This window comes from Aeromonas sp. QDB34, assembly GCF_027705405.1.
In the GTDB taxonomy this organism is placed as follows: Bacteria; Pseudomonadota; Gammaproteobacteria; order Enterobacterales; family Aeromonadaceae; genus Aeromonas; species Aeromonas hydrophila.
Window position 1 is genome coordinate 137,442 of the sequence record NZ_JAPDBT010000009.1, and the last position, 26,846, is coordinate 164,287.

At 61.7% G+C, this 26,846-nt stretch carries 23 protein-coding genes; 14 read left to right on the forward strand and 9 right to left on the reverse strand.

Annotated elements, in window-relative coordinates:
- Positions 1-34 precede the first annotated feature (34 nt).
- Positions 35-646, reverse strand: coding sequence for an HTH-type transcriptional regulator PuuR (gene puuR, locus OKC29_RS13925; RefSeq protein ID WP_011706798.1), 612 nt, complete (start codon positions 644-646; stop codon positions 35-37).
- 310 nt (positions 647-956) lie between these two features.
- Between puuR and OKC29_RS13930 the strand changes: the two genes are divergently transcribed.
- From OKC29_RS13930 to OKC29_RS13955, 6 genes are all read left to right on the forward strand, one after another.
- Positions 957-2,420: an NAD-dependent succinate-semialdehyde dehydrogenase gene (locus tag OKC29_RS13930; RefSeq protein WP_073351059.1), complete on the forward strand. Its 1,464-nt coding sequence runs from the start codon at positions 957-959 to the stop codon at positions 2,418-2,420.
- A gap of 148 nt (positions 2,421-2,568) precedes the next feature.
- On the forward strand, positions 2,569-3,858 hold the full coding sequence (gene gabT / locus OKC29_RS13935) for a 4-aminobutyrate--2-oxoglutarate transaminase (protein ID WP_073351061.1): 1,290 nt from the start codon (positions 2,569-2,571) through the stop codon (positions 3,856-3,858).
- A gap of 235 nt (positions 3,859-4,093) precedes the next feature.
- Positions 4,094-4,219, forward strand: coding sequence for a hypothetical protein (locus tag OKC29_RS13940; protein WP_254902341.1), 126 nt, complete (start codon positions 4,094-4,096; stop codon positions 4,217-4,219).
- A complete protein-coding gene (locus OKC29_RS13945) occupies positions 4,216-5,559 on the forward strand; it encodes an APC family permease (RefSeq protein ID WP_011706801.1) in 1,344 nt (447 codons plus the stop codon). Before OKC29_RS13940 ends, OKC29_RS13945 begins: the two co-directional genes overlap by 4 nt.
- 356 nt (positions 5,560-5,915) lie before the next feature.
- Positions 5,916-6,065: a hypothetical protein gene (locus OKC29_RS13950; RefSeq protein WP_162837661.1), complete on the forward strand. Its 150-nt coding sequence runs from the start codon at positions 5,916-5,918 to the stop codon at positions 6,063-6,065.
- Positions 6,065-7,408 carry an APC family permease gene (locus OKC29_RS13955; protein WP_011706802.1) on the forward strand — a complete coding sequence of 448 codons (1,344 nt, stop codon included), beginning with the start codon at positions 6,065-6,067 and terminating at the stop codon, positions 7,406-7,408. Before OKC29_RS13950 ends, OKC29_RS13955 begins: the two co-directional genes overlap by 1 nt.
- Before the next feature lie 98 nt (positions 7,409-7,506).
- Here OKC29_RS13955 and OKC29_RS13960 read toward each other — a convergent pair whose 3' ends face one another.
- Positions 7,507-7,887 (reverse strand): hypothetical protein, encoded by a 381-nt coding sequence (locus OKC29_RS13960; RefSeq protein WP_016351481.1) that lies wholly within the window; start codon positions 7,885-7,887, stop codon positions 7,507-7,509.
- A 248-nt stretch (positions 7,888-8,135) separates the two neighbouring features.
- Here OKC29_RS13960 and OKC29_RS13965 point away from each other — a divergent pair, with 248 nt between their 5' ends.
- The 5 genes from OKC29_RS13965 (at position 8,136) to OKC29_RS13985 (ending at position 15,298) form a co-directional block, all read left to right on the forward strand.
- Entirely contained in the window at positions 8,136-9,290 is a 1,155-nt protein-coding gene (locus OKC29_RS13965) for a sodium:phosphate symporter (RefSeq protein ID WP_073351063.1), read from the forward strand.
- 163 nt (positions 9,291-9,453) lie between these two features.
- Positions 9,454-9,924: an FKBP-type peptidyl-prolyl cis-trans isomerase gene (locus OKC29_RS13970; RefSeq protein WP_016351483.1), complete on the forward strand. Its 471-nt coding sequence runs from the start codon at positions 9,454-9,456 to the stop codon at positions 9,922-9,924.
- Positions 9,925-10,234: 310 nt separating this feature from the next.
- The gene (locus OKC29_RS13975; protein WP_073351065.1) at positions 10,235-11,002 is read left to right on the forward strand and encodes a DODA-type extradiol aromatic ring-opening family dioxygenase; all 768 of its coding nucleotides are present in this window, start codon (positions 10,235-10,237) and stop codon (positions 11,000-11,002) included.
- A 153-nt stretch (positions 11,003-11,155) separates the two neighbouring features.
- Positions 11,156-14,431, forward strand: coding sequence for a response regulator (locus tag OKC29_RS13980; RefSeq protein WP_073351067.1), 3,276 nt, complete (start codon positions 11,156-11,158; stop codon positions 14,429-14,431).
- A 189-nt stretch (positions 14,432-14,620) separates the two neighbouring features.
- Positions 14,621-15,298 carry a Crp/Fnr family transcriptional regulator gene (locus OKC29_RS13985; protein WP_073351069.1) on the forward strand — a complete coding sequence of 226 codons (678 nt, stop codon included), beginning with the start codon at positions 14,621-14,623 and terminating at the stop codon, positions 15,296-15,298.
- A 79-nt stretch (positions 15,299-15,377) separates the two neighbouring features.
- Here the strand turns inward: OKC29_RS13985 and tsgA are convergent, their stop codons facing one another.
- The 3 genes from tsgA to OKC29_RS14000 form a co-directional block, all read right to left on the reverse strand.
- Complete coding sequence (tsgA, locus tag OKC29_RS13990) at positions 15,378-16,541, reverse strand: MFS transporter TsgA (protein ID WP_073351070.1); 1,164 nt, start codon at positions 16,539-16,541, stop codon at positions 15,378-15,380.
- Positions 16,542-16,595: 54 nt separating this feature from the next.
- The gene (deoD, locus tag OKC29_RS13995; RefSeq protein ID WP_049048959.1) at positions 16,596-17,297 is read right to left on the reverse strand and encodes a purine-nucleoside phosphorylase; all 702 of its coding nucleotides are present in this window, start codon (positions 17,295-17,297) and stop codon (positions 16,596-16,598) included.
- Between the two features lie 282 nt (positions 17,298-17,579).
- On the reverse strand, positions 17,580-17,960 hold the full coding sequence (locus OKC29_RS14000) for a hypothetical protein (protein WP_162275748.1): 381 nt from the start codon (positions 17,958-17,960) through the stop codon (positions 17,580-17,582).
- A gap of 657 nt (positions 17,961-18,617) precedes the next feature.
- Between OKC29_RS14000 and OKC29_RS14005 the strand changes: the two genes are divergently transcribed.
- A complete protein-coding gene (locus OKC29_RS14005; RefSeq protein ID WP_073351073.1) occupies positions 18,618-19,835 on the forward strand; it encodes a hypothetical protein in 1,218 nt (405 codons plus the stop codon).
- A 405-nt stretch (positions 19,836-20,240) separates the two neighbouring features.
- Here the strand turns inward: OKC29_RS14005 and OKC29_RS14010 are convergent, their stop codons facing one another.
- Positions 20,241-20,357, reverse strand: a complete 117-nt coding sequence (locus tag OKC29_RS14010) for a threonine synthase (RefSeq protein WP_073351076.1) — start codon at positions 20,355-20,357, stop codon at positions 20,241-20,243.
- A 25-nt stretch (positions 20,358-20,382) separates the two neighbouring features.
- Entirely contained in the window at positions 20,383-21,978 is a 1,596-nt protein-coding gene (locus OKC29_RS14015; protein ID WP_073351078.1) for an ATP-binding cassette domain-containing protein, read from the reverse strand.
- Between the two features lie 408 nt (positions 21,979-22,386).
- Between OKC29_RS14015 and OKC29_RS14020 the strand changes: the two genes are divergently transcribed.
- Together OKC29_RS14020 and OKC29_RS14025 are read left to right on the forward strand one after the other, a co-directional pair.
- Positions 22,387-23,289, forward strand: coding sequence for a hypothetical protein (locus OKC29_RS14020; RefSeq protein WP_073351080.1), 903 nt, complete (start codon positions 22,387-22,389; stop codon positions 23,287-23,289).
- Positions 23,290-23,565: 276 nt separating this feature from the next.
- Positions 23,566-24,480, forward strand: coding sequence for a DKNYY domain-containing protein (locus OKC29_RS14025; protein ID WP_073351081.1), 915 nt, complete (start codon positions 23,566-23,568; stop codon positions 24,478-24,480).
- A gap of 114 nt (positions 24,481-24,594) precedes the next feature.
- On the opposite strand, the gene thrC is transcribed toward OKC29_RS14025, so the two are convergent.
- Together thrC and thrB are read right to left on the reverse strand one after the other, a co-directional pair.
- A complete protein-coding gene (gene thrC, locus OKC29_RS14030; RefSeq protein ID WP_073351083.1) occupies positions 24,595-25,869 on the reverse strand; it encodes a threonine synthase in 1,275 nt (424 codons plus the stop codon).
- The gene (gene thrB / locus OKC29_RS14035; protein ID WP_073351085.1) at positions 25,866-26,846 is read right to left on the reverse strand and encodes a homoserine kinase; all 981 of its coding nucleotides are present in this window, start codon (positions 26,844-26,846) and stop codon (positions 25,866-25,868) included. The genes thrC and thrB overlap by 4 nt, the downstream gene beginning before the upstream one ends.

Consider the following 26,846-nt stretch of genomic DNA (forward strand, 5'->3'; position numbering starts at 1 on the left):
CGGTTCTTTTCCCAAACGAGACGATGTCTCGGCACTAGAAGTTGGCCGGGGTGTGGGCGCTGACGATGCGGCACACCTGCCCCGACGGATTGCTGAAACTGTGGGGTTCGCCCGTGTCGATCACGTAGCTGTCCCCGGCGCTGAGCGGATAGGCCTGGCCCGCCACCGTCAGGATCACAGATCCCTCCAGCACGGTGCCCACCTCCTCCCCCAGATGCGTGACCTGGCCGCCGGTGTCGGTACCGGGGGCGTAGGTCTCCAGCATGAAACCGAGCTGGCGGCGGTTGTTGCCGTTGTGCACCAGTTTCATGGAGACCCCCTGGCTGCCCAGCTCGATCAGCTGCTCGGCCTTGATCACCACGCTCGGCGTACCGCCCTCCTCTTCCGCGAAGAAGCGCGACAGCGGCAGTTCATAGACACTGAGCAGCTTTTGCAAAGAGGCCACCGAGGGGCTCACCTTGTCCTGCTCTATCATGCAGATGGCGCCATGGGTCAGCCCGCTCAGCTCGGCGACCCGCCGCTGGGAGAGCCCGAGCCGCCGCCGGGTCGCCGCCAGACGCTCGCCCATGCTCTGCGCCACACCCTTGTCTGTCATGGGGTTGTCGGTCATGGACTGCCAGCGCGTCTCGCCCTGTGGTTGCTGCATTCGGCCACCTCCCTGTGTGCCTGTCAGGTGCCAGCTGGGCACCCGGTTAAAATAGCGAGTCAATCCAACCGGCCTGTTTGTTATCCTGCACAGTGCATGCCGTTCATTATTTTGCACACCCTGCACCGTAAAAACCGGTAAAATCGCTCCAACAGCTCCATTTCTAGCACGCGAGACACAGTTTACTCAAATATATTTAACACTTGAAAAACATTTCAGCTCAATTTATGGTCTTCCTGTGCTTATTATTCTATACGGTGGCGGCGCAGGATGAGCCGGCCCCCTGACCCACAATCGAGGCTTGCTATCTATGTCAGCATCACAACCCGCACTCTCCTTGATCAAATCCCTTGCCTATATAGATGGCCGCTGGTGTGAAGCCGGCGGCGGACGCCGGTTCGAGGTGCACAACCCGGCCACCGGTCAGGTCATTACCCAGGTGCCCGACATGGACGAGGGCGACACCCGCCGCGCCATCGCCGCCGCCCACGCGGCCCAGCCCGGCTGGGCGGCGCTCACCGCCAAGGAGCGCAGCAACCGGCTCTACGCCTGGTTCGAGCTCATCATGGCCAACCAGGAGGAGCTGGCCCGCATCATGACCTGCGAGCAGGGCAAGCCGCTGGCCGAGGCCAAGGGCGAAGTGGCCTATGGCGCCAGCTTCATCCAGTGGTTTGCGGAAGAGGGCAAACGCGCCTACGGCCGCACCATTCCGGGCTTCTCCAGCGATCGCCGGCTGGCCACCATCAAGCAGCCGGTCGGGGTGGTCGCCGCCATCACCCCCTGGAACTTCCCCATCGCCATGATCACCCGCAAGGCGGGCCCGGCGCTGGCCGCCGGTTGCACCATCGTCATCAAGCCGGCCGCCGAGACCCCGCTCTGCGCGCTGGCACTGGCGGCGCTGGCGGAGCAGGCGGGCATCCCGGCCGGGGTCATCAACATCGTCACCAGCCATCAGGCTGCGGCGGTGGGCAACGAGCTGTGCAACAACAAGACGGTGCGCAAACTCTCCTTCACCGGCTCCACCCGCATCGGCAAGCTGTTGATGCGCCAGTGCGCCGACACCATGAAGAAGCTGTCGCTGGAGCTCGGCGGCAACGCCCCCTTCATCGTGTTTGACGACGCCGACCTCGACGCCGCCATCGCCGGCGCACTCGCCTCCAAATACCGCAACGCCGGCCAGACCTGTGTCTGCGCCAACCGCATCCTGGTGCAGGCCGGCATCTACGACGCCTTCGCCGAGAAGCTCACCGCCGCAGTCAAGGCATTCAAGGTGGGCGACGGCATGAGCGAGGGCACCCAGATAGGCCCGCTCATCAACCCGGCCGCCGCCAGCAAGGTGGCCGAGCTGGTCAAACAGGCCACCGCCGCCGGCGCCGAGCTGCTGCTGGGGGGCGAAGCCCACCCCGCCGGCCCGCTCTTCTACCAGCCCACCATTCTGGGCAAGGTCGATAAAACCAACCCCATCCTGCAGGAGGAGATCTTCGGCCCGGTGGCACCGCTGGTGCGTTTCGAGAGCGAAGCCGAGGCCATCGCCCTGGCCAACGACACCCCCTATGGCCTGGCCGCCTACTTCTATGGCCGCGACATCGCCCGCGTCTGGCGGGTGGCCGAGCAGCTCGAATACGGCATGGTCGGCATCAACGAGGGGATCATCTCGACCGAATTGGCCCCCTTTGGCGGCATCAAGGAGTCGGGCCTGGGTCGTGAAGGGGCGACCGAGGGGCTGGAGGAGTACCTCGAGACCAAATACCTCTGCTTCGGCGGCATCCGCTAGGCAGTCACATCTTGCGCCGGCGGCCGGGCCTGCAACAGGGGCCCGCCACCCGCCGGCGCAGCCATATCAGTTCACAAGGACGAAGTGAGTGCTCCCAAGGGGCCTCGCCACATTGAGACAGGGGCCCCCGGCCCCTCAGGGAGGAAAGATGAGTCAGTCAGCATCAAACAAGGCGTGGCAAGCGCGCCGTGAAGCCGCCGTGGTCAACGGCGTCGGCACCCTGCTGCCGGTGTTTATCGAGCGGGCGCAAAACGCCGAGCTGTGGGATGTGGAGGGCAACCGCTACATCGATTTTGCTTCCGGCATCGCCGTGCTCAACACCGGCCACAACCACCCGAAAGTAGTGGCGGCGGTACGCGCGCAGCTGGAAAAATTCAGCCACACCTGCTTCCAGGTCACCCCCTACCCCGGCTATATCGAGCTGGCGGAAAAATTGAATGCTCTGGTGCCCGGCCCCACCCCGAAACGCACCCTGTTTCTCTCCACCGGTGCCGAGGCGGTGGAGAACGCCATCAAGATCGCCCGCGCCCACACCGGCCGCAGCGGCACCATCGCCTTCAAGGGGGGCTTTCACGGCCGCACCATGATGGGGATGGCGCTCACCGGCAAGGTGGTGCCCTACAAGACTGGCTTCGGCCCCTTCCCGGGAGAGGTCTATCACCTGCCCTTCCCGAGCGACTATCTGGGGGTGAGCGAGGCCGATGCACTGGCCGCGCTGGATCTCTGCTTCAGCTCGGATATCGAGCCGACCCGGGTCGCCGCCATCATCATCGAACCGGTGCAGGGTGAAGGGGGCTTCTACCCCGCCTCCGCCAGCTTCATGCAGCGCCTGCGCCAGCTGTGCGATCAGCACGGCATCCTGCTCATCTGCGACGAGATCCAGAGCGGTTTCTGTCGCACCGGCAAGACCTTCGCCACCGAACATGCCGGCATCGAGCCGGACATCATGACCCTGGCCAAGAGCCTGGCCGGCGGCTTCCCGCTCTCCGCCGTGGTGGGCAAGGCGGAGGTGATGAACGCCGCCAAGCCGGGTGGCCTGGGCGGTACCTATGCCGGCTCCCCCATCGCCTGCGCCGCCGCCCTGGCGGTGCTGGAGGTGATCGAAGAGGAGCAGCTCAACCAACGGGCCCAGGCTCAGGGCCAGCAGATCAAGGCCCGTCTGCAGCAACTGGCGGAGCGTTTTGACTGCATCGGCGACATCCGCGGCCCCGGCGCCATGGTGGCCATGGAGCTGGTCAAACAGCGCGATGCGGCCAGACCGGATGCCGACCTCACCAAGCGGCTGGTGGCCGAGGCGGGCAAGCGTGGGCTGGTGCTGCTGGCCTGCGGTGTGCGCGCCAACGTCATCCGCTTCCTGGCGCCGCTGACGGCCTCGCCGGCCCTCGTCGACGAGGGGCTGGATCTGCTCGAGCAGGCCCTGCTGGCAGCCCAGGGCTGATCAGAACCGTAACATCCGCTCATCAGTGCAAAAAAATGCGTTTTTGCCCCCTTGATATGCTTGTCAAGGGGGCAACACGAATGCACAATGCGCCGCCGCAACAAAGGACCGACCACTTGCTGAGTCAGGTTCTTTTTTTGCGGCAAACAAATCCACAACGAGGCCGGAACCGACCGGAAATGATAGCGAGATGGGTTGCCATCTCACGACACCCGCTTCTCTAGTGAGGAACACCATGGGGTATTTCACTGCTTTCCTGCCGGCCCACGCCGGTCTGCGCCGCGTCTCTGGCGCCCCCTATGCCCAGGTTGATACCGTCAGCCTGATCCCTTCGGCCCGGATTGAGGGGAAAGCACAATGAATGCCCAACCCGTCGGCCTGAAAAAAAGCCTCAAACTGTGGCACGTGGTCATCATGGGGCTGGCTTACCTGACCCCCATGGCCGTGTTCGACACCTTCGGCATCGTCACCGAGATCACCGAAGGCCATGTGCCCACCGCCTACCTGTTCGCCCTCATCGGCATGCTGTTCACCGCCATGAGCTACGGCCACCTGGTTCGCAAGTTTCCCTCGGCAGGCTCCGCCTATACCTATGCCCAGAAGGTGTTTCACCCTTACGTGGGTTTCATGGTGGGCTGGGTCTCCCTGCTCGACTACATGTTCATGCCGATGATCAACATGCTGCTGGCCAAGATCTACATGGAGGCCCTGTTCCCGAGCGTGGAACCCTGGACCTACATTCTCGGTCTGGCCACCGTCATGACCCTGCTCAACCTGCGCGGCATCAAGCTGGTGGCCAACTTCAACAGCCTGATCGTCATCATGCAGTTCAGCATCATCGCCGTCTTCATCGGCCTCATCGCCTGGGGTGTCTACCATGGCGAGGGGCTCGGCACGGTGGCGAGCAGCCGTCCCTTCTTCTCCGAGCACATGAATGTGGCCCCTCTGCTGACCGGCGCCTCCATTCTCTGCCTGTCGTTCCTCGGCTTTGACGCCATCACCACATTGAGCGAAGAGACCCCGGACGCCTCCCGGGTGATCCCCCGCGCCATCGTGCTGACGGCGCTGATCGGCGGCGTGCTGTTCATCTCCGTCTCCTACTTCCTGCAGCTGTTCTTCCCGGACATCTCCCGCTTCCAGCAACCGGATGCGGTGCTGCCGGAGATCGCCCTCTATGTGGGCGGCAAGCTGTTCCAGGCGGTGGTGCTGGTCTGCACCACGGTGGCGGTGCTGGCCTCCGGGCTCGCCTCCCACGCCGGCGTGTCGCGCCTGCTCTACGTGATGGGGCGGGATCGCGCCCTGCCGAGCCGCTTCTTCGCCTACGTTCACCCGACCTGGCAGACCCCGGCCCTGAACGTGCTGCTGGTGGGGGTACTGGCCCTCTCGGCGGTGTCGTTCGATCTGGAGATGGCGCTGGCGCTGATCAACTTCGGCGCCCTGGTGGCCTTCACCTTCGTCAACCTGGCGGTGATCGCCCACTTCTACGTCAAGCTCGGTCACAACAAGACGCTGCGGGACCATCTGGTGTTCCTGCTGCTGCCCCTGTGCGGGGCCGCCTGCATCGGCGTGCTCTGGCTCAACCTGGAGCCGGCCTCCTTCGAACTGGGGCTGATTTGGGCCGCACTCGGCGCCCTCTATCTGCTGCTGCGCCTCACCGTGTTCCGGGTCCAGCTGCGCCGGCCCGAAACCGACGCCTCTTAAGCCTCCTTTGCATTCACTGCGCCCGCCCTCTGCGGGCGCTTTTTTTTCCCCTGTCAGCCCTGCGCAACAGCCATGTTCGCGCGTGACCTGCGTCGCTGCAGCCCCCGTCAACACTGGCTGCCAGCCCGGTGGCACAGCCCGACCTGACCCAGGTCAACAAAATCCCCCGACCGGGGCTTTTTTGCTTGTGTCCTCCCCCCCCTGAGGGCACAATACGCCGCCCCTGAGAGCCGATGTTTTTTGCAGCATCGGTTCTTCGTTTTTTAGGGGAAAACCACATTCACCAAGAGGCCGGACTTTGTACCGGAATTGATATCGAGATTGCCAGGCAATCTCCCGACGTTGTGAGGAAAAACATGGGGCATTTCACTGCTTTCCTGCCGGTGCCCGCCGGCGTACGCCACCCGTCTGTGCCGCAGACCGGCGTCCCCTGTGTCCAGCGACGCGCTGCGTCCCTGATCCCGTCCCCCTTCGCCGACCTGGCGATCGCAGAGGAGAAAGCGTGATGGCCGGTGCCAAGCTGCTCAAGACGCTCACCCTCTTCCAGGTAGTGGTGATGGGTCTGGCTTACCTCACCCCCATGGCGGTATTCGATACCTTTGCCATCGTCGGTGACATTACCGAAGGCCGCGTCGCCACCGCCTATCTGCTGGCGCTCGGCGGCATCCTGCTGACCGCCTTCAGCTACGGCCATCTGGTGCGCCGCTTCCCCTCCGCGGGCTCGGCTTATACCTATGCCCAGAAGGTGTTCAACCCCTACATCGGCTTCATGGTCGGCTGGTCCTCCCTGCTCGACTATATGTTCATGCCGATGATCAACATCCTGCTGGCCAAGATCTACCTGACCGCCATGTTCCCCGGCGTCGAGCCCTGGATCTTCATCTTCGGTCTGGTGACCGTGATGACCTTCCTCAACCTGCGCGGCATCAACCTGGTGGCCAACTTCAACGGCGTCATCGTCTTCATCCAGCTCGCCATCATCACCGTCTTCCTCGGCCTGATGGGCTGGGGCATCTATCACGGTGAAGGGGCGGCGACCCTGCTGAGCAGCCGGCCGTTCCACTTCGAGTCGGCCGGCATGGTGCCGCTGTTTACCGGCGCCACCATCCTCTGCTTCTCGTTCCTGGGCTTTGACGGCTTGAGCTCGCTTTCCGAAGAGACCCCCAACGCCGGCAAGGTGATCCCGCGCGCCATCGTGCTGACCGCGCTGATCGGCGGCATCATCTTCGTGGCCGTCTCCTACTTCCTGCAGCTCTACTTCCCGGATCTGGCCCGCTTCAAGGAGCCAGACGCCGTGCTGCCGGAGATCGCCCTCTACGTCGGCGGCACCCTGTTCCAGAGCGTGGTGCTGGTGTGCACCACGGTCGCCGTGCTGGCCTCTGGCATGGCCGCCCACGCTGGCGTATCGCGCATCCTCTACGTGATGGGGCGCGATCGGATGATCCCGGAGCGGGTGTTCGGCTACATCCACCCGAAATTCCGCACCCCGGCCATCAACGTGCTGATGGTGGGCGCCCTGGCGCTCTCCGCGGTGTCGTTCGATCTGGACATGGCGCTGGCGCTGGTGAACTTCGGTGCCCTGGTGGCCTTCACCTTCGTCAACCTGTCGGTCATCGGCCAGTTCTGGGTGCGCGAGAAGCGCAACAAGAGCCTCAAAGAGCACCTGCTGTTCCTGGTGCTGCCGCTGCTGGGCGCCGCCACCATAGGCGCGCTCTGGATCAACCTGGAGCAGAGCTCGCTGGAGCTGGGCCTGATCTGGGCTGGCCTTGGCGTCACCTACCTGTTCCTGCGCCTCGCGGTGTTCCGCATCCCCTTCCGTCAGTACGAAGAGGCGGCCGATACCCAGTAAGGGCGGCAAGAACAAGCACAAATGCAGAAGGGGAGCCATGGCTCCCCTTCTTGCTGTGCACGCCGCGCTCGCGGCCCCGCCCAAAGCAGGCAGGCTGATCAGCCCTGATTGATCACCGCGGTAGCGGCCGCCTTGAGCGGATCCTTGGCCACCGCCTTCACATCCTGCTGGGTCTGCTTGAGCTGCTGGCCGGCCTGATTGACCTTCTGCTGGGTCCCCTGCAGCTGGCTCTTGCCCTCTTTGAGGCCGGCGGTTTTCTGGTCCAGCACGTCCGTGGTGTTCTTCTTCACCTCGGCCTTGGCCTTCTCTTTCTGCTGGCGCACCAGCTTGTCGGTATCGCAGTTGCCCTTGACCCCCAGGGTCGCGTTGAGCGCCTCGTTCTTCACCGCCTTGTCGAGGTTGCACTCGGATTTGAACACGCTCGCCTGCGCACCGGCAGACAGCAGACCCAGGGACAGACACAGCACCCATGCACGCATAACAACATCACTCTCGTTGAGGGAAGGAAAGGGGGCAGCATAGCGCCCTGACTCCCGGCTGCAAGCCGCACGGGGGATCTGCGGTCAAACCGGCCGGGATCCCGGCCTGCTCCGACACCTCCTGTCCAATGGGCCCCGCCTTTCATGTCATCAAAGCATCACAAAAGTGTCACTTTGTCATATTTCTGTCATGGAGCCTTGGTCTAATGCGCCCGTCCATTTTCACGCAGACTGTCCCAAGAGGCTTCATGCACAGCACCCCATCTTTTGCACAACAGCAGACCCGTCGTACCGGCCCACTGTTCAACTGGCTCGCTGTCATCACTCTGATCTACCTGATCCTGGTTGCCGTCGGCGCCGTCTCCCACGGCTTCAAGGGCTTCTCCGGCGGCGCCGAGGGCGCGGCCCAGATCTTCGCCTTCGCCAGCAACCCCTTCGTCGCCCTGCTGCTCGGCATCCTGGCGACCGCCCTGGTGCAATCTTCCAGCACGGTGACCTCGGTCGTCGTCGGCCTGGTGGCCGGCGGCCTGCCCATCGGCATGGCCATCCCCATGGTGATGGGCGCCAACCTCGGCACCACCATCACCAACACCATCGTCTCTCTCGGTCATATCCGGGATCGGGGCGAGTTTCGCCGCGCCTTTGCCGCCGCCACCGTGCACGACTTCTTCAACCTGCTGGCGGTGTTCATCTTCCTGCCGCTGGAACTGATGTTCGGCCTGCTGCAAAAGAGCGCAGAGGCGCTGGCCGACCTGCTGGCGGGCTCCGCCGACATGTCGATGCAGGGGATGGACTTCATGAAGCCGCTGCTCTCCCCGGCCCTCACCTTCATCGACGGCCTGGTAGCCTTCCTGCCGGGCAAAGGGCCAGCCATCGCCACCATCTGCATCGGCATCCTGCTGATCCTCGGCTGCGTCACCTGGCTCGGCAAGGTGCTGCAACGGGTGCTGGTGGGCCGTGCCAGAGATCTGCTGCACCGGGCGCTGGGCCGCGGCCCGCTCACCGGCATCGCCTCCGGCACCCTGGTCACCGTGATGGTGCAGTCCTCTTCCACCACCACCAGCCTGATGATCCCGCTGGCCGGCGGCGGCGTATTCAGCACCCGTCAGCTCTACCCCTTCACCCTGGGCGCCAACATCGGCACCACCATCACCGCCCTGCTGGCCGCCACCGCCATCAGCGGCGCCGGTGCCAAGCTGGCGCTGACCATCGCCCTGGTGCACGTGCTGTTCAACCTGTTCGCCGTGGTGCTCATCTACGGGGTGCCCTTCCTGCGCGAGCTGCCGGTCAAGGCGGCCGAGGGGCTGGCCCGGGTCGGCAGCGAGAACAAGCTGCTGGCGCTCGGTTACGTGGCAGGCCTCTTCTTCGCCCTGCCCGCCCTGATGATGGTGGCCGCCAAGTAACGACAGGGGCCGGGGGATGCGCTGCGTCCCTCGGTTCTGACTCTGGCTCAGGCTTTGCCCGTCCAGTCACATCTTGCCGCCCGCCGGCTCGCCCTCGCCTCCCGGCTGGGATAAGATGCCGCTCTCACTGCCCTTTCGGCATTTCACGACATAGGGATACCCGATGAAATTCGTTTTGATCGCGCTGCTGGTTGCCGGCGTCGCCTACTACTTCTACTCGAGCAGCAACAACAAGAAGCAGGCCGTGGAAAACGTGCGCAAGGGCGCCGAGTTCCTCGCCGCCAACAAGGAAAAACCCCTGGTGACCACCACCGCCTCCGGCCTGCAGTATGAAGTGCTGACCCCGGGCACCGGCACCGTTCACCCTACCGCCACCAGCAAGGTGAAGGTGCACTACGAGGGCAAGCTGCTGGATGGCACCGTCTTCGACAGCTCGGTCGCCCGCGGCGAGCCCATCGAGTTTGGCCTCAACCAGGTGATCGCCGGCTGGACCGAAGGGGTGCAGCTGATGGTGGAAGGGGAGAAGACCCGCTTCTACATCCCCGCCAACCTGGCCTACGGCGATCGCGCCGCCGGCAAAATTCCGCCGGGATCTGTATTGATCTTCGATGTGGAACTGCTGGGTATTCAGTAAGCCGGCCAGATCCCACCCAGCGCCCGTGCTGATCTTCGACATGGAACTGCTGGGTATTCAGTAAGTTGTTGATGGCAGGCCTGTCGCCTGTTTGATCTCCCAGGGCCGGCCACTGCGCCGGCCTTGTTATTGGTGACCCCCCCTCTTTCCCACCCATCACTATCAACCAATAGTGAACAGTGCTTATTCATTACGCTGGATTGTTAACTTCATTATCGGGGCAGATAATGACCATATCGTCAGTGGCATGTCGCCCTGGCCCACAGTTTTCGGTGCGCCGCGCACCGGCACAACGCATATGGAGTCTGTCATGTCTATCGCCCCCGTCTGGTTCATCTCCCATGGCGCCCCGGATCTGGTTCTGCGCGACCAGCCGGCGACCCATTTCCTCAAAAATTTGCGCCTTGGCGATCTCAAGGGGCTGGTGGTCATCTCGGCCCACTGGTTTACCCGCAGCGAGCTGCAGATCAACGTCGAGCCCAACCCGGCCTTGATGTACGACTTCTACGGCTTCCCCGAGCCGCTCTACCACATCCGCTGGCCGGCCAGCAGCCCGCGCTGGCTGCAGGAGGCGGTGAGCGATCAGCTGCTGCTGGCGGGCCTGCCCGCCGAGCCGGTGCGCCGCGAGCTGGATCACGGGGTCTGGTCGCCGCTCTCGCTGATGGATCCCGCCAGCAGCGTCCCGCTGGTGCAGCTCTCCATCCCGGCCAGCTTCACCCCGCGCCAGCTGTGGCAACTGGGGGAGGCGTTGCAACAGCTGCGCGCCCAGGGGATCGGCATCCTGGCCTCCGGCGCCATCACCCACAACCTGCGGGCACTGGGGCCGGAAAACTCGCCGGTGCCGGGCTGGGCCCGCAGCTTCGTCAACTGGCTGGAGCTGACCATGAGCGAGGGCGATCGGACCGCGCTGGAAGATTACCGGGCACGGGCGCCGGGGGCGGTGGAATCCCATCCCCACGACGATCACCTGCGACCACTGTTTGTGGCGCTCGGCGCCGCCGGCCAGGACAAGCCGGTCAAGCTGCACGACAGCTGGGATGGCGGCAGCCTCTACATGGGCTCCTATCGCTTCGGTTGAGCCCAGACAACGCAAGATGGCGGGTCGCTTCCCGCCATTTTTTATGGCGCCAGCACTGACAAACTGCTGAATAGAGGTTCATTGTCCGCCGCTCTTCGGTAGAATCGCCGCTTTCGATCACCATCTGACCAGCGGGAGGGGCACAAGCCGGCAATGAACCTTATTCGACCCCTGCTGCTGCTCTGCCTGCTGTTTCCCCTCTGCGCCCAGGCGCTCACCCTGCACAGCCGTCACTACCTGCAGAACAGCCCGGCCCCCACGCAGGCGGCCGAACAGCAGTGGTTGGCCCAACACCAGCTGCTGCGCGTCGGTGTGCTGCGCCACGACTACCGCCCGTTCGCCATGACCGGGCCGGACGAGCACTTCGAGGGGATCTCCGCCGACTATCTCGACATCGTCGCCAAGACCCTGCAAAAGCCGGTCGAGCTGCGGGTGTTCGACGACAAGCGCAGCGCACTGGCGGCGCTGCGGGCGGGGGAGCTTGACCTCGTCAATCTCGGCAACCTCAGCCTGAGCGGCCCCGACCAGGCGGGCATCGCCCTCAGCCAGCGCTATTTCAGCAGTGCCCCCGTCTTCTCGGCGCTCGCCGCCGAACAGGGCCCGCTGCTGCTGCCGGGCCAGCGGGTCGCCACCGTGCAGGGTTATGTGGACGAGGCCGCCTTCAAGCGCTACTACCCGGATCTGGTGCTGGTCAACTACCCCTCCAACGTGGCGGCCTTCGATGCGGTCTTCTTCGGCCGCGAGCCGCTGTTGCTAAGCGACCCCCACTCCCTGCACTACCTCAACAGCGAGCGCTTCGACAAGATCCGGCAGCGCAGCCAGGCGCAGCCCGCCATCGCGGCAGACGGCTTTCGCTTTGCGGTCTCGGCCGACAGCCCCCGGCTGCTGGCGCTGCTCAATCACGCCCTGGCGGGGGTGAGCGACATCACCCACAGCCTCATCTTCAGCCAGTGGAACGGCCCCATCCGCGACATCGTCGAGCGCCCCAGCGATCTCTACAGCGCAGAGGAGCGCGCCTGGCTGGCGACGGCCGGCCCGGTCAGGGTGTGGTTGATGGACGATCTCTACCCCTACGGGGTGCGCGACTACGACAACCAGCTCACCGGCATGTCGGTGGAGATGCTGGAGAAGATCAGCCGGCGCTCCGGCCTGCGCTTCGAGTTCGTCAGTTATGGCTCGGAGCTCACGCGCAACGAGGCCCTGCTCAGGGGCGAGCTGGATCTCATCGGCGCCATCTCCCGCCCGGTGGCCGAGAGCTACCGGCTGCGCCCCTCCCTGCCCTATGCCACCGACGACATCTATGTGCTGGTGGCACGCAAGGGGGATGCCTTGAGCGGCGATCTGGCACAACTCGCCGGCAAGCGGGTGGGCAGCACTCACTACAACCCCATCGCCCGGCGGCTCGACAACAGCCGGGTGAGCTATCTGGAGAGCGCCGACGAGGCGATGGCGGCGGTCGACGACGGCCGGCTCGACGCCGCCATCGTGCCGCTCTATTTTGCCCAGCATGCGGTGGAGTGCGGCCGGCTCAGCCAGATCCGCATCGCCGGCCCCGCCGACAACCAACCTATCCGGATGGGCTTTGCCAGCCTGCCGGGCAACCGGATACTGATGGATGTCATCGACAAGACCATCCTCTCCATCGCTCCCAACGAGCTGGCCACCATGAGCTACCAATGGCGCAACCGCAAACTGCCGGCGCCCACCTTCATGGAGCGCAACGCCCCCTACTTCTACCTGCTGCTGGCCGGCCTGTTCGCCATCGCCCTGCTGCTGCTCTATCGCAATCGCATGCTCAACCGGCTGGCCCGCTCGGAGCAGGCCTCCCGCCGCCAGCTGGAGGAGCACGTGCGCTTCATCGAGGCGCTCGGCGAGAGCCTGCCCCACCCCATCGTGGTGCGTGACAAGCGCGGCAAGGTGATCCTCTGCAACAGCAAGTACCTGGCCATCCTCAACGCCCCCATCGAGCGGGTGCTCGGCACCTCGTTTGCCGAGGGGCTCAAGGGGCTGCTGGGCGCCGAGGCCATCACCACCCTGGAGCAGGATTTTCAGCAGGTGCTGCAAAGCGGTAGCCCCATCTTGTCGGATCGCATCTTCAGCCAGCGCGGCCCGCGCCAGTTCGTCTACCACTGGATGGTGCCCTACTTTGACTACCGCGGCGCCATCAGCGGGGTGATCAACGGCTGGATCGACATCACCGAGCGCAAGACCATGGAGGAGGCGCTGCGCCGCGCCAAGGAGCAGGCCGACCGCGCCAGCCGCGCCAAGAGCGACTTTCTGGCCACCATGAGCCACGAAATCCGCACCCCCATGAATGCCATCCTCGGCATGCTGGAGCTGGCGAGCCAGGATCCCGCCCTCGCCCCCAACACCGGCGAGCAGCTGCGCATCGCCTCCGAATCCGCCAACGGCCTGCTGGATCTCATCGGCGACGTGCTGGACATCTCCAGCATCGAGTCGGGCCAGCTGACCCTGGCCCCCGAGCCGTGCGAGCTGGCGCCGCTGCTGCAATCGGTGGCTCGCGCCTTTGCGGGCATGGCCGAGCAGAAGGGGCTCAACTACCGGGTCGAGCTGGATCCCCTGCCGCGGGTGCTGATCGACGGGCCGCGCCTGCGCCAGATCGTCTTCAACCTGCTCGGCAACGCCATCAAGTTCACCGAGCGGGGAGAGGTGAGCCTGCAGGCCAGCCTCGTGGGGAGCGCGCAGCAACCCCAGTTGCACCTGCTTATTCGCGACAGCGGGGTGGGCATCGCCCCCGACAAGCTGCCCGGGCTGTTCAACCCCTTCTACCGCGCCCACGACCCCTACCAGTTTGCCGGCACCGGTCTTGGCCTCAACATCGCCCGCATGCTGTGCCAGCTGATGGGGGGCAAGATAGCGGTCAGCAGCGAGCTTGGCGCCGGCACCGAACTCAGGATCCGGCTGCCGCTCACCCCGCTGGCGCCAGAGCCAAAGCCAGCGTGCGAGCCGTTGCCTGCGCCGCTCGATGCCACGTCGGCCATGGTGCCCTCCCCCAAGCGCCCCTCATCCCCTGCCGCCGCCGGCCGGCTGCGGGTGCTGGTGGTGGACGACAACCACGCCAACCAGGTGCTGCTGCGCCAGCAGCTCAAGCACCTGGGCCACGAGGTGAGCGTGCGCGGCAACGGCGCCGAGGCGCTGCGGGCCATCCAGAATCAGGACTTCGAGCTCATCATCACCGACTGCCAGATGCCGCTGATGGATGGCTTCGAGCTGACCCGCCGCCTGCGCGCCCGCGGCCACACCCTGCCCATCTGGGGCTTTACCGCCCACGCCACCGCGCGCGAGCGGGAGCGGTGCCTGGCCGCCGGCATGGACGAGTGCCTCTACAAGCCCATCGGCCTGGCCCGGCTGCGCACGGCCCTCGCCAGCCTTGAGCAGAGCAGTACCAGCGCCCTGAGCCCGGTCTGATTATCTGGGCCGGATGGCGTGGGCTGTGCTCCCGCCGTATCCGCTCCAGCCGTGCCCGCTTCAGTCCTGTCAGCCCGATCTTCGTCACACCCTCGCATGCTCACGCCGGCCCTCAGCGCCTTCGGGCTGGAGTCTGCCAGCGGCAGGGTGTGTAATAGCCGTTTGTGTTTGGCGACGACCCGGAACCCCATGCAACTCAAACCCCTTCTCAAGGGGCGCTTTCAGCCCCACTGGCAAGCCGGCCACGATCTCATCGAACAGGTGGTCAGCTCCTGCATCACGGAGCGGCGTCTCATCCCCGAGGGGGAGCCCCTGATGCGCCAGGGCGAACCGCTGCGGGATCTGGTGCTGGTCAAGAGCGGCCGCATCGCCATGGGCCACACCGCCATGAATGGCCGCCGCTTTCAGCTCGGCACCCTTGAGTGCGACCACCAGCTCTTTGGCGAGATGGAGTTCTTCACCGGCTACCGCTGCCAGCTCGACATCATCGCCGAGGAGCCACTGGAAGTGGCCCGCATCGACGGCGAGCAGCTGGAGCAGGCGCTGGTCGCCCACCCCAAGGTGGCGCTCTTCTTTGCCACCGCCATTGCCATCGACTATCAGGACACGGTGGATATCTTCACCTGCCGCATGCTCTACCCCATCAGCTACAACATCGCCCTCGACCTCTATCACAGCCACTGTCACGACAATCCGGTGAGCGGCTTTCGCAAGGGGTATCAGGAGGCGGAACGCTTCGGCACGACCGACCGGGTCTACCGGCGGGCGGTGAAAGAGCTGATGGAGAAGGGACTGGTGGAGCGCGGTGAGGAGGGGTTGCAGATCCGCGATCTGGCGGGGCTCAGGGCCTTTCTGGAGCAGCCATAAGTCGCGGGTATCAGTTGCCGGTTAAAGACAAAAAAAGAGGGGCGGTCGATACCGCCCCTCTTGCTGTTTACTCTCCCGCTCAGGCGAGACAAGGCTGCGGCCGGGCCATGCGCAGCGAGGCCACCAACATGGCGAGGATCACGCCATAGATAAGCGGGATGGCGTACATCACCGCCTGCAGACCGATCACCTGCTCGAACAGGGCGCTGATGGCCGGGCTGAACATGGCCCCCGCACTGCCGCTGATAAGGATGTAGGAGACGTTCTTGCTCGATGCCTGCCGCACAAACGACACCCCGTAGGCGATAAAGGCGTTGTAGAGCGCGGCGCAGACAAAGCCGTAACCGTAGGTGAGGTATGGCAGCTGGCTCAGGTTGTCGGTGGTGACGATCAGCGCCGTCATCCCCATCGCCAGCGTGATGATCACCAGGAGGAAGGTGCGGATCGCAACGCGGGTCACGATGGCGGTCGAGACCAGCGCGCCGAGCAGGGCCGCCGTCCAGTACTGGGTGATGATGTTGCCCGCCTCCTCGAAGGGGATGCCGAACTTGTTCTTCACGAACATGGGCGCCCAGGTGAGGAAGGTGTAGAGCGCCAGCATGCCCAGAAAAAGCCCCACCCCGCCGCTGATGATGCCGAGGTTCCACTCCGAGTGCTCGTTGCCGGCGCTCTCGCCGCCCGCCTCGCAGCTGCGAAAGTTGGTCAGCACCGCCACCAGCATGGTCGCCAGCGCCACCACCCCCACCGCCAGATAGCTCCAGCTCCACGCCATGGCGTGAGTCAGGGTGTAGGTAGTGATAAGCGGAAAGACCACCCCGGCCACGTTGAAGGTGGCATCCTGCACCACCAGCATGGTGCTCTGCATCCGCGCCTGCCAGACGCTCACCACCAGGGTCCCCGCAATGCAGAGCCCCACCCCGCCGCACAGGCCAATTACCGTCATGGCCGCCATCACCACATAGAGCGAGCCGGTCAGATGGAGCGCGGCCGCCGCCAGCGCGATCAGGCCGTAGCAGAGCAGCGTCATCCGCTTGAGGCCCACTTTCTCGATGAGGAAGAAGGCGGCAATGGTGCCCGCCAGCGCCCCGCCGTTGAGCAGGGAGAAGATGGAGGCCACCTGATTGACGTCGGCGCCGAACTTGGCGGCGATGGGGTCAATCAGCATGCCGAACTGGGTCGCAAAACCGGCCATCACAAAGTTGGCCAGGAAGCTGATGGCAGTGAGGGAGAGCTTATTGTTCATATTGGATCTCTCTTGGGGTCAGGGTGCGTGCAGGGTTGGGCGGGGCCGCGGCGCTTACAGCGCGGTGTGCAGCGCCAGCTCGATCATCTGGTTGAAGGAGAGTTGCCGCTCGGAGGCACTAGTCTCTTCACCGGTCAGGCAGTGGTCGGAGACAGTCAGGATGGCGAGCGCCTCGATCCCCTGCTGATGGGCCAGCCCGTAGAGACCGGCCACCTCCATGTCGATGCCGAGCACGCCGAACTTCTCCAGCGCCGGAATCAGGTTGTCGTCTGGATCGTAATAGAGGTCGCCGGTGAAGATATTGCCCACCTTGACCGGAATCGCCTTCTCCTGCGCCTTGGTAAACGCCTTGTGCAGCAGGGCGAAGTCGGCCGAGGTGGCCATCTGGTAACCGGCGCTGCGCTTGGCATTGGTCGGGGAGTCGGTGCCCGCCGCCTGCGCCAGAATGACGTCACGCATCTGCACGTGGCGCTGGGTCGCCCCCAGACTGCCGATGCGGATGATGCGCTTGACCCCGAAGTCGTTCACCAGCTCGTGAGCGTAGAGCACCATGGAGGGGATCCCCATGCCGTGGCCCATCACCGAAATGCGCTGGCCGTTGTAGTAGCCGGTGTAGCCCAGCATGTTGCGCACATTGGTCACCTCGCGCGCATCGGTCAGAAAGGTCTCGGCGATATAGCGGGCCCGCAGCGGGTCCCCCGGCATGATGACGGTCTCGGCGAAATCGCCCGGGTTGGCATTGATATGAGCGGTCATTATTGTTGTGCTCCAGTTTGACTCGTGTGGATGAGGGCATCCTAGCCCCCGCCCCCTCGCCCCTTGCAGGACAAAAGTCCTGTTGCCCCGATCGAGATCCCAGTTCCGGCAACTTCTCCATGGCAGCCCCGCTTGCCCCCCTCCACCACCGCTTATTGGCTCTTAATCAGCCCAGCCCTTGCGGCAAGGGCCGTGTCACCCGCCCAGCAATAACGCCCCTGCGCCCCAAAAAGCGCGGGGGGCCTGCTGGCCCCCCGCAAACACACCGGACAAGAAAACCCCTTACTTGGCGGCGCTATCCTTCACGCACTTCTGGACAAAGCTGTTCTTGGCCGCGCCAGCCAGCTTCTTGTCGGCCGCCGCCTTCTCGCACTTGGCCGCCGGATCGATCGCCGCCCCCGTCTTCACGCACTTCTGGATAAAGCTGTTCTTGGCCGCACCGGCCAGCTTCTTGTCAGCCGCGGCTTTCTCGCATTCGCCGCTCACAGCACCGGCGGCATCTTTCACGCACTTGCCGACAAAGCTGGTCTTGGCGGCGCCCGCCAGTTTTTTCGCCGCGGCCTGCGCCTCGCACTGCAACTGGGCAGCGTCGTTGGCAAAGACCGGATTGGCCAGCAGCACGCTGCCGCAGAGCAGGCCGAACAGGATGGCAATACGCTTCATATGACGTTCCTTATTGTGATGTGTTGGCATGGTGACCCGTTTGCATGATGATCTGATTGCAAGTAACTGTTATGACAACAGCTGATTGTTGCCGCAGATCCCTCGCCTTGCCAGCCAGGGCCACGGAGCACAGGGCACCATAGCCCGCACTATAGCGCCGATTGGCTAAGCGGGATTCTCTCCGGCCAGCTCCGCCTTAACGGCAAGCCAGCCACTCTTGTCCCAGCCACGCCCGCCAACCCCCAATAAAATCAAGGGCCATGGGAATCCAGCTTCCTGCCTCTACGATTTCTTGAGCCAGCGCATAAAACGCAGAGATTCCTGATAGTTACGTCACTTTTTGACTGGTGAGAGCAGATTCGATTGGCTTAACATAGCCATCCGGTGCCTATTCATCAGTGATGGGCTGCTGCCCTCGCTGGTCAATGGAGCATATTGGAAGCTGTAATCCATGGGCGGTAGCGTAGGGTTTTGCACAGTGATTGATGCAGTGCGTAGATTGGTGCTGAGCACAGCCCAACATACGTAATGGATAAAACACGCCTTGCTTAGGAGGATGTTGCATCATCTATTTTTCATAGCGCCTGTTGTATTTCAGGGGATTAATTCCTCTTTAGCTCGACAGGCTAATTCCCACCATTAACAGTCACGTAACTTATGAACATATTAAATAAAAACGATAAAAACGATAAAAACGATAAAAACGATAAAAACGATAACGAGTACTATTTTTTAAACGAACTAAAACTAATCCCTGGTGATATAATCCTTGAACGCGGGTTAGGTATTCACTCAAAGTTAATCATGGAAAAAACAAAGGGGAGTTTTTCTCATGCAATGATATATGTAGGGGGCACCCTCATTGAAGCTACCGTACAAGGAGGCGTCTACAGTCGAGTCCCAAATAGAATTGTAGTGCCTAATGGAAATTATTTACGAATTCTCCGCCCAAAAGCAGGCTTAGATGATGAATCTAAAAATAAATTATGTACATATGCCAGAAATATGTGTGGGAGCGCATATAGCATCCGAGAAGCATTGATTGTTACGAATGACAATAAACCTCAATATTCTCTGACACGAGGTCAATTTTGTTCTCGATTGGTTGCGCAGGCATATGCATCTATTGGTATAAATTTATCCTCAAACATAGATTTTTGCTCACCTGCCGATATAGAAAAAAGCTCTATTTTAGAGGAGATTACAGGCATCATCTATAAAGGCACAAAGGCGCAAGCTGACTTTGCTTATGAGAACAGCACCCATAAACAACATCAAAAAAGAGCGGTGAAATGGGTTAGAAAATCAAAGAAAATCCTCTCAAAAGAAAAAATTAAAACAGTTTTTGATCAAACATCAAATAAAAATAGAGACATAGCCACAATCAATGATATATTCATGGCTGTTTATCAAAATAAAGCAAACAGAACTATAGATGAACAAATAGCAGCCGCCATGATATCTACGGGGTATAATCTTGGGCCATTTGATGATATAGAAAGGAACCCTTATAGATATTCAACTCCAAAATTCCATTCTGTTTATAACGACATACCATTACATGAGCGTGAGTTCAATTTAAATAAAGAATATACCAGAGAGAAACATGAGCTTAAACACAGACCAAATAATTATTTGGCCTCATATAATAATCTAAAGGATAACTTGAATAGCCCAACATTCAAAGTTTGTTTTGAAATAGACCTAAACATGATAAAAGCACTCAATGACAGACTAAAAGTTTTGATTGAGTACTGCACCTGTGCAAGTGTAAAACTACCAATGACATCCGATGAAATGCTCATGATTAAGTCACTTGATCGTGCCATACAGTGTGGAGACAACCTTTTTTCACAAACTCCACCATTTTCGTGAACAAAAAAATATGGGATATCCATTTTTCTGAGCCAGCAATTACTTGGCTGGCTCAAGTTTTATCCCCACCTCAGTCGAAAAAAACCGTACGGGTCCATTCCATTATTCCGAATAGTAGGTCATTGCGTTCGTGAAGCTTTTACATGTGACATGGAGTACGCATCATGCGCTGAAGCCCTTTCACTTCAGACTTTGTCACCAGATAGCGTAAATGCCTGACACCGCAGAGCGTCCGGCAAGATATAGCACTATTAAGATCAGTTACTTAGCAGCTAATGTGAGGGGTAACCCAGATAGTTATCCGCCTTATTGCACAGCAGACCGAACGTGAATCAACTTTACCCATACAATAATCCCCCGTTGCCGGGGGATTTTTATTTCTATCGGTTAGCTCGCGGCAAGGGCTCAAGCCAGCAGAAAAGCTCTTAACCGGGTGAACTCTGCTGACAGGTTGTGGGAGAGCTGCGGCAGCTTGGCCAGCGGGCCGGGCAGCGGCATATCCAGACTCAGGTTCTCGTCCACCTACTTCTTGAACTTGTGCAGAGGCTTATACGCTTTTCAGCGTCTGCTTCTTCTCTTCCAACCAATACTCCCTTTCAATCCCCACCCCGGCTACAAAGTCGGGATCGTGGGAGACTAGCAGCAGGGTGCCTGGATAGTCGGCCAACACCTGAATAAGCAGCTGGCGCGAGACATGATCCAGATGGTTGTCCGGCTCGTCCAGCAGCAACAGGTCTGGCAGTTGCGCCAGCACCATCAGCAGGCCCAGTTTTAGTCGCTCGCCACCGCTCAGACCATGACAGGGCATCAGAGCGCGATCGCCGCGCAGTTTGATACCCGCCAACCGGGTTCTTGCGTCGCTCTCGGACAGTGTCGGTGCAACCGCCAGCAGATTGGCCAGCGGGCTGAGGTCTCGCGCAATCAGGCTGAGCCCCTGATCGAGACAGGCCATCCGGCCATTGATGCGAAAGCTGCCGGCATCGGGTGCCAGCTCGCCGCGCAGCATCTGCAGCAGGCTCGACTTGCCGCTGCCATTGCGACCGGCCAACAGACAGCGAGCCCCACGTTGCAGCACCAGATCTACCTGCTGACCATGCCAGCGCCCGTGGCGCGCCGCCGTGATCACCAGCGGCTGGGCCGCCCCCTTGCGATCGCTTTCCGACGGCCACTGCATGACAAGCGGCTGCACCGCAGCCAGCGCGGCCGCAGCTTCCGCGCGAGCCTCCAGCTGGGCACTGTGGCCCCGCTCGTGGCGATCCAGCACCTTGCCAAGGGATTTTCCCGCCTGTTCCGCTTTGAAATCGAGCAGGATCTTGGCCTGGGAGCCGCGCTCGCGCCGCCCCTGGCTGGCTCGTCTGGCCGCCTGTTCGCGCACCTTTTGCACGCTGCGCGCCGCCGCCTTTTCACGGCGCTCCGCCTGCGCCAGCCGGGCGCTACGGGCAGCCTGCAACTCGGCCTGCTGCGCCAAAAATGCCTCAAACGAGAGGCCGGCGCTCTGCAGCCCCTGCTCGCCCAGCTCCAGTATCTGGCTGGCCTGATTGAGCAGGCGCCGGTCGTGACTTACCAGCAGATAACCACCACTGTGGCTGGCCAATCGCTGGCTCAGCCACGCGATGCCACTAGCATCCAGGTGGTTGTCCGGCTCATCGAGCAGCAGAAAGTGAGCTGGTCTCGCAAACAGTGCCAGCAGGCGCAAACGAGTGAGCTGGCCGCCGCTCAGGGTGCTGACCGGGGCATGGGCATCGAGTCTGAGGCCCGCCTCGGCCAGCAGGTCGGCAAGATCGCTGCGCAGGTTCCAGCGATCAGCCAGCCGCTCGAAATCGTCCAGGGCGCAGCTCCCCTGCTCGATGCGCTCAAGGGCCCGCAGCGGCTCGCCCCAGCCGATAAGGTCGGCCACGCTGGCTGCGCCGTCATGATCTTGAGCGGGTGCAAACTGGGACAACCAGCTAATGGGGGTCAACCACTCAATCTTGCCAGAAGCCGCGCGGCGCTGGCCCGCCAGCAGTTCGAGCAGCAGGCTCTTGCCGATGCCGTTGCGGCCGATCAGGGTGCAGCCCGCAGCGGGCAAAGTGAAGGTAAGGGGCCCAGTACAGGCGCCGAAGGGCAGCTGCAAGGCGTTGATATGACATGCGATATGGGTCATCTGAACTCCTGTGGGCCAATGCGGGAGCCGCAGGCCAAGAGCCAAGCCAAATGACAGGGACACGTGTCCACAAGTGGGAAAACAAACAAGGAATCAGCATCAACCTGTCACGGTAAGACGCACCCGATCTCCCAGGCGGGAGAGGAATCAAAAAGCGGGGTGCGGACAGGTTAAATGCGCATCGGAGGAAGTACTCATATATCAAAGGAGCCAAGAGGCTAACCCGACGTATGCGGGCAGGTCAACACACATCATCTGGATCAGATCCTGTTGTCGGCCAATCCCGGCCGCCATAAAGGCTCGTACGAAAACCACCTCTAGAGAGATAGTTCAATACCCATATGGAGCATGATTGATCGATGACATGATCTAGAATGTGCGCTCTTTTTTCATTCGGGATTCGATTATATGAAACGCGCTTTCTTCGCCGCTCTGACCATGCTGACTGCACCCGCCATGGCCGAGCAGACTGTTGCCCACCACTTCGCCACACTGACATACCAGCAGATCATCGATGGCTGCCAGATGTATCGCCTCAATACCCCGCAAGGCGCCACCCTGCTGTTCGGGCACAACTTCAATGACACCGGCGTCAATGCTGAGGGAGGTGCCTCTGCCGGTACCATGGATCTCTACTCCTACATGTATTCGGACCCGAAATATCGCAGCTACTCCCTGCGGGGCACCAATAATCTCTATCAGCCCTCCACCAGCGACTCTTATACCTTTATGACCCTCTCCGTCGGGGCCAGCAGCTCACCCGACAACTTCATGTTGTCCCAGCGCAAGAACATCGAGCGGGCGACCTCTTATTCCAGCGGCGATACCCAGCTCTCGATGCATTTCTACGATGGGCAGGATCAGCCGAAATATGACAAGGCGATGCCGAAATATCTCTCGCTGTGCGGCAACAACATTGCCTCCTTCGACTCATTGACCAGCCTTAGACTGCGCATCGCCAGTTCCACCATCAAGGTGCAGTACCCAAGATTCAACCAGCCTGCCGGGATCAAGGCCAGCAATGATCTGGTCAGCGAAGTCCAGCTCGCCTGGAGCAATGCCGACAACAGCGCCATCACGACCCGTCAGCTTAAATACACCCGCATCTCCCGCGCCGAGAAACTCGACAAGCCGCAAGATCAGAAGTTTGTCGAACTGGCCAAACTTGGCATCAACGACGACCGCTATATCGACATCAATGGCGACCAGAATCCTCTGATCCCCGGCAAGGAGTATGTCTATCAGGTGCAGTACTGCGACGGTTACGACTTCTGCGAAGCGAGCCCTCAGGTGATTGGCAAAGCCAATTAAGCAGCCCGCTATCGATCCATAAAAAGAGCCCCGCCGGGCTCTTTTTATGTTGTCTCCCCCACAACGTGCTACTGCCAGCAGAAGAGGCAACTAAGGCATCCGGCTGAACCACCTATCCCCCCTCAGGTCACTGCCCGAATGGCGCTTAATGCTTGCCATATGGAAACCCACCTACGAATGGTGCCAAACGGCACTGTTTTGGGGCATGCTGTGCTCTCGCAACCCTGGCGGCCATTTCGCATCATCACCCACCTTCTCAATGAACAGTGAGCCCTTATGAATGTTCGCTACTGCGCCCTGTTGGCGTGCTGTCTGCCGCTGGCAAGCCATGCAGAAATTGTTGCTCCCTATCAGCTTGATGCCGGCAAGGTCATCTTCAAACCCTATGGCAATCAAGCGGGGATCCCGCTGGCCGGAGCTGTGCCGACAGACTTTGATGTCACATACCGCAACGATGATTTCAGCATTGCCCACTCGCAGGGGCGCTATTTCTGCAATGCCCAGCCACTGCCCGACAGCTTCGATCTCAACACTGCCAAAGCGCTCGGCAGTTTTCTGCTGAGCGGGCAGCAGGCCTATGCCTATTGCGAGCAGATCAAGGTGCCAGTGAATACCGCCGCCTTCGCATTGCTTGACCACCCTTTTGCCAGCGACGATCGCCATGTTTTTCTCGTCACCGGCGAACTGCTCGAGGGAGCGGACCCCAAACACCTGAAGACGGCCCATGGTCAGGCTGCTGACCAGCGCCACTACTACTATGTGGCCGACCAGACCAAGGTCACCCCTCATCGAGGAAAAGTGGCGTTGTACGACGTCTGCCAAGGGTGGGCCAACATTGATGGCACCCTCTATTTCGAGGGTGAACCCCAGCAAGAGGTGGATGCCGCCAGCTTCCACTGCCTGAACTTCTCTTCGGCCGTGACCAAGGACGGCTTCTATAGCGGCAACCAGCGGATCGCTCCCCTGCCAAAAGGGGTCGACAGCACCCTTATCAAACCGCTGCAGGAGAACTTCGTCACCGACGGCACACGCGTGTGGTATGTAAACGTCCAGCCAACCGAACTGGAAGGGGTCAACCTGGCCGCAGCCAAGGTGGAATACGACCAGCTCAGCGATGGGGTGCACAACTGGGATTGCAGTGTTCACGATGATCTGGGCAACCCGAGCTGTGAAAAAACGGCCGTGGAATAACTTGCTCCCGATTTCTGGTTGCTCTCGACCTCAACGCAGAAAACAAAAATCCCCCGATATCGGGGGATTTTTTATGGCTGCCATTCAGCACCCGGCTATTTTGCTCAACCAGTCTTACTCAATCAGAAACGCTCTTAGCGGGGCAAAGTCCGCCGGCAGGTTGTGGGACAGGAGCGGCAGCACGGCGTGCTTGGCGAGCGGACCGGGCAGCGGTACGTCCAGCCCCAGGATCTCGTCTACCGACTCCTTGAACTTGGCCGGATGAGCGGTACAGAGGAACACCCCCACTTCGTCCTCGGCCAGCTGTTCGCCCAGCAGATCCCAGGCAATGGCGCCATGGGGTTCGCACAGATAGTCCAGCTGGTGCAGGCGTTTGAGGGCTGCGCGGGTTTCGGCATCACTGCGCATGCCAGAACCCAGGGTCTCCAGCGCCCAGCCGTTGCGACGGCACAGCTCCTCTACCCTAGGCCAGTTGTTGGGGCGGCTCACATCCATGGCATTCGACAGAGTGGCCACTGTCTGGTGCGGCTCCCACTGACCGGTTTTCAGGTAGCGCGGCACGGTGTCGTTGGCGTTGGTGGCGGCGATAAAGCGCTTCACCGGCAGCCCCAGCGCCTTGGCGATAAGGCCCGCGGTGAGGTTGCCAAAGTTGCCGGACGGCACGCTGATGACCGCCTTGGCGCGATCGGCTTTCGGCAGCTGGGCCAGCGCCTCGAAGTAGTAGCAAACCTGGGCCAGCAAGCGGCTGATGTTGATGGAGTTGGCGGAGTTCAGACCGATCGCCTTTTTCAGCTCCTCGTCATCGAAGGACTGCTTCACCAGCGCCTGGCAGGCATCAAAGTCGCCGTCGATGGCGATGGTGCGGATGTTGCCACCCAGGGTGCAGAACAGCGCCTCCTGCAGCGGGCTTATCTTGCCTTTCGGGTAGAGGATCACCACCTCGATCCCCTCCAGCCCGTAGAAGGCGTGGGCCACGGCGGCGCCGGTGTCGCCGGAGGTGGCGGTCAAGATGGTGATCTTGTCGTTGGTACGGAACGCTGCAAGGCACTGAGCCATAAAGCGGCCGCCGAAATCCTTGAACGCCAGGGTCGGGCCGTGGAACAGCTCAAGGGCATAGGTGCCATCTTTGAGTTTCACCAGCGGCGCCGGGAAGGTGAAGGCGGCCTTGACCAGTTCGTGTACCTGAGGCGCGGGCACTTCGTCCCCCAGCAGGTGGCTGAGGATGCGGGCGGAGCGCTCCACCAGCGGCAGATCCAGCAAGGCATCCACATCGGCCAACGGCTCAAGCCGCTCGGGGAAGAACAGACCCTGTTCGCGGCCCAGACCCTGACGCACCGCCTGGGCGAAGCTCACCTGTTCACTCTTGTCCTTGATATTGTAAAGATTCATAGCTCGCTTCCTGTTACCCGTGCCCCGGCCATGTCGAGTTTGCAAACCCGGGCAAATCCATCTTCGTTCTGCACGAAATGTGCGTCCATCCAATCTTTCATCCGCTCGGCCTGGGCCAGATCCTTCATCACCACGAACACGCTGGGACCGGAGCCCGAGATGCCGGTGGCCAGCGCCCCGTTCTGGGCGGCCTGGGCCCGCACCTCGGCAAAACCTTCGATCAGCGCCGCGCGGTAGGGCTCGGCAATCACGTCTTTCAATACGCTCGCCGCCAGCCCCTCCTGCCCGGTGTAGCTGGCGTGCACGAAGGCGGCCAGCCGGCGGCCATAGGTGAGGCAATCCTGCCGGCGATACTGGGCCGGCAGAATGGCGCGGGCGGCGGCGGTGGATACTACTGTGCCCGGGTAGCAGACCACCCAGTACCACTGCTCAAACACCGGAATGCCCTGGCTGATGACGCCGTGCTCTTCCAGCACCAGTTGCATGCCGCCCAGATAGCAGGGGGCGACGTTGTCGTAGTGGACGGAGCCGGAGATCTTGCCTTCCATCTCCCCCATCAGCAGCAGCAGGTCGTGTTCATTGAGGGGGGCGCCGTGAAAGGCGTTGAGCCCTTCGAGTGCCGCCACCACGCTGCAGGCGCTGGAACCCAGGCCCGAGCCCACCGGCAGGTTCTTCTCCAGCACCATTTCGAGCGGCTTGAGTTTGATGCCGCGCTTCTCCAGCGCCTCGCCATAGGCGAGCCAGCAGTCATGGAGGATGTTCTTTTTCGGGTCAGCCGGCAACTTGTGGGCGTAACGGCCCACGGAAGAGAGGGCAAACGGTACATCGGCCGCCTTGACCTGGACGCGATCCCCGAGCAGAGAGCCATCCACGGGGGCGAGCGCCGCCCCCAGTACATCGAATCCCACGCTCAGGTTGGCGCTGGAGGCGGGGGCATAGGCCACCACGCTGCCGCTCTGGTACATGTCTGAACTCAT

Coding starts and splice junctions, on each gene's coding strand:
- OKC29_RS13930 (WP_073351059.1), top strand. CDS start 957: ATGTCAGCATCACAACCCGCACTCTCCTTGATCAAATCCCTTGCCTAT.
- OKC29_RS13945 (WP_011706801.1), top strand. CDS start 4,216: ATGAATGCCCAACCCGTCGGCCTGAAAAAAAGCCTCAAACTGTGGCAC.
- OKC29_RS14005 (WP_073351073.1), top strand. CDS start 18,618: ATGAACATATTAAATAAAAACGATAAAAACGATAAAAACGATAAAAAC.
- OKC29_RS13970 (WP_016351483.1), top strand. CDS start 9,454: ATGAAATTCGTTTTGATCGCGCTGCTGGTTGCCGGCGTCGCCTACTAC.
- OKC29_RS14025 (WP_073351081.1), top strand. CDS start 23,566: ATGAATGTTCGCTACTGCGCCCTGTTGGCGTGCTGTCTGCCGCTGGCA.
- thrC (WP_073351083.1), bottom strand. CDS start 25,869: ATGAATCTTTACAATATCAAGGACAAGAGTGAACAGGTGAGCTTCGCC.
- OKC29_RS13950 (WP_162837661.1), top strand. CDS start 5,916: ATGGGGCATTTCACTGCTTTCCTGCCGGTGCCCGCCGGCGTACGCCAC.
- puuR (WP_011706798.1), bottom strand. CDS start 646: ATGCAGCAACCACAGGGCGAGACGCGCTGGCAGTCCATGACCGACAAC.
- thrB (WP_073351085.1), bottom strand. CDS start 26,846: ATGAGTTCAGACATGTACCAGAGCGGCAGCGTGGTGGCCTATGCCCCC.
- OKC29_RS13940 (WP_254902341.1), top strand. CDS start 4,094: ATGGGGTATTTCACTGCTTTCCTGCCGGCCCACGCCGGTCTGCGCCGC.
- OKC29_RS14000 (WP_162275748.1), bottom strand. CDS start 17,960: ATGAAGCGTATTGCCATCCTGTTCGGCCTGCTCTGCGGCAGCGTGCTG.
- OKC29_RS13955 (WP_011706802.1), top strand. CDS start 6,065: ATGGCCGGTGCCAAGCTGCTCAAGACGCTCACCCTCTTCCAGGTAGTG.
- deoD (WP_049048959.1), bottom strand. CDS start 17,297: ATGACCGCTCATATCAATGCCAACCCGGGCGATTTCGCCGAGACCGTC.
- tsgA (WP_073351070.1), bottom strand. CDS start 16,541: ATGAACAATAAGCTCTCCCTCACTGCCATCAGCTTCCTGGCCAACTTT.
- OKC29_RS13960 (WP_016351481.1), bottom strand. CDS start 7,887: ATGCGTGCATGGGTGCTGTGTCTGTCCCTGGGTCTGCTGTCTGCCGGT.
- OKC29_RS13985 (WP_073351069.1), top strand. CDS start 14,621: ATGCAACTCAAACCCCTTCTCAAGGGGCGCTTTCAGCCCCACTGGCAA.
- OKC29_RS14015 (WP_073351078.1), bottom strand. CDS start 21,978: ATGACCCATATCGCATGTCATATCAACGCCTTGCAGCTGCCCTTCGGC.
- OKC29_RS13980 (WP_073351067.1), top strand. CDS start 11,156: ATGAACCTTATTCGACCCCTGCTGCTGCTCTGCCTGCTGTTTCCCCTC.
- OKC29_RS13975 (WP_073351065.1), top strand. CDS start 10,235: ATGTCTATCGCCCCCGTCTGGTTCATCTCCCATGGCGCCCCGGATCTG.
- OKC29_RS14020 (WP_073351080.1), top strand. CDS start 22,387: ATGAAACGCGCTTTCTTCGCCGCTCTGACCATGCTGACTGCACCCGCC.
- OKC29_RS13965 (WP_073351063.1), top strand. CDS start 8,136: ATGCACAGCACCCCATCTTTTGCACAACAGCAGACCCGTCGTACCGGC.
- gabT (WP_073351061.1), top strand. CDS start 2,569: ATGAGTCAGTCAGCATCAAACAAGGCGTGGCAAGCGCGCCGTGAAGCC.